At 42.6% G+C, this 1,774-nt stretch carries 2 protein-coding genes and 1 pseudogene; all 3 read left to right on the top strand.

From position 1 onward, the window contains the following. Window positions 1-635: pseudogene (locus tag Q0372_RS10355) on the top strand (hypothetical protein); the annotation flags it as partial. Continuing rightward, complete coding sequence (locus Q0372_RS10350; RefSeq protein ID WP_298105659.1) at window positions 635-1,168, top strand: hypothetical protein; 534 nt, start codon at window positions 635-637, stop codon at window positions 1,166-1,168. The pseudogene Q0372_RS10355 and the gene Q0372_RS10350, both read left to right, overlap by 1 nt. 15 nt (window positions 1,169-1,183) lie before the next feature. Then, on the top strand, window positions 1,184-1,726 hold the full coding sequence (raiA, locus tag Q0372_RS10345; RefSeq protein WP_297882144.1) for a ribosome-associated translation inhibitor RaiA: 543 nt from the start codon (window positions 1,184-1,186) through the stop codon (window positions 1,724-1,726). The last annotated feature ends 48 nt before the right edge of the window (window positions 1,727-1,774 follow it).

The following is a 1,774-nucleotide window of genomic DNA, read 5'->3' as shown; positions in this document are numbered from 1 at the left end:
ATGGAATTACAGAAGGAGTTGTAAAAGATACGATAACACTGCCTTTTGGAGATTTAAGGGCTACGACATATAATAGACCTTCTACTAACACCCAAGTTGCTGTTATTTTTAGGGTTGTTACTAACGATGCTTCGCCTACTAGCGTAGGCATAGGCTTCGGTTACGATAGGGCTGTTCGGGCAGACGGCAGAAACCGCGTACTAATCGCCGTAGGCACTCCTAGTGATGCGGGTAGCGGTAGCATACAAGGTGAAACTATCACCATCAATCAATATCCGTTCAATCCAAACAATGCTAACTCTCAGGAATTTTCTGAGCAGTACTATATAGCGCATAGCGCCTATGCGATCGTCCCCGCTAATGTCGTAACTTATACGAAAGACAATGCGGGAAATTTGAGTAAGAATTTTGATCTAGTATTGAGGTATAACTATCGTCCATGGAGCACCGTTGAAAAAGATGCACACTCATATGATAAGGCTAGCAGCTCGTTACTAGCAGAGGATGTGAGCTTATTTAGGTTTAAGGATGATAATGGTGCCGTTGCGCTTAAACTATGTATGAGAGACGATGGCAGAAATTTCGATCCCGCGGAGCTGGATCTAAACGTTTGTAAAGCACAGGTGGTGTACTAATGAAAACTATGCAAAAAGGCTTTGCTCTAGTAGCAGCCATATTTTTTATCATCATTGTAGCAACTACGGCGATTACGGCACTATCTATAGCATCTATGACGGCTCGCGATGTCAATAATATCCAAGGCAGAGAGCAGGCGCTGTTGCTAGCGCAGAGTGCTACGGAGCTGGCTGTCCTTGCTATGCAAAAGCACCAGTATTTAACTACCGATCTTAAGGCAGGAGGCGCTACAGCTGCGAGCAACCCTACACTAAATACGATTACGCTCGAGTACCCGTCAAATAATGCGGGCGAAAAAATGTTTGATATCACCGTGACATTCGGATATTTCGATAGACAGCTGGGTGCGCCCGGCAATCATACCGTCGCTTATAGTAATTTTGGGCAAGGCTCGTCCGAAACACTTGCAAATGGTAGTGTGGGCAGAATTCTAAGCCATGCCGCGCTTGTAGATGTAGTAGTAAAATCCAACGTAGAAGTTATGGGCAGACCGCAGATTACATATCATAGGCGTACTATTCAAAAACCATAATGCAAAGGAGAGACGATGAATTTAAATATCGTAGGTAAGCAGTTTGAGCTAACGGAGGCTATTAAAAATTATGTCGAAAACGCATTTGAGACGCTAGAAAAATATAATCTCGACATCATCTCTGGGCGTTGTGTAATTTCTGCTGACGAGAAGCAAGGCAAAAAGGGCTTCGTGGTAGATTTCTCATTAAATTTAGCGCATCAAGACACTATCGTCGTGCGTCAAAAAGATAAAGATCTCTATGCCGCCGTCGATCTCATCGTAGATCGTGCTTCAAAAGTTCTACGCAGATACCACGATAAGGTAAATTCTCATAAAAATCGCGACGAAATGAAACAAAACGCCGTAGATAATGCGGTCGGTGCCAATAAGCCAAATTTAAACGACGAGGTCGATGAAATAGTCCCTACCGAGCTGGATCTATATAAGCCGCTAGAGATCGATGAGGCGCTAAATAAGCTTAAAGAAAGTACCGATCAGTTCTTGGTCTTTAACGATATGGATGCTAAAATGCGCGTGCTTTATAAGCGCAAGGACGGTAAATTCGGCTTATTTTAGAATTTTAGAATTTTAGAATTTTAGAATTTTAGAATTTTAGAATTTTAG

It is taken from the genome of uncultured Campylobacter sp. (assembly GCF_937997405.1).
Taxonomy (GTDB): domain Bacteria; phylum Campylobacterota; class Campylobacteria; order Campylobacterales; family Campylobacteraceae; genus Campylobacter_B.
The sequence above is the reverse complement of the archived record's forward strand: the minus strand, read 5'-3'. Positions and strand labels throughout refer to the sequence as shown.

What these genes read in the sequence shown, in the direction of transcription:
- Q0372_RS10350 (WP_298105659.1), top strand. Translation starts at nt 635, where the DNA reads ATGAAAACTATGCAAAAAGGCTTTGCTCTAGTAGCAGCCATATTTTTT.
- raiA (WP_297882144.1), top strand. Translation starts at nt 1,184, where the DNA reads ATGAATTTAAATATCGTAGGTAAGCAGTTTGAGCTAACGGAGGCTATT.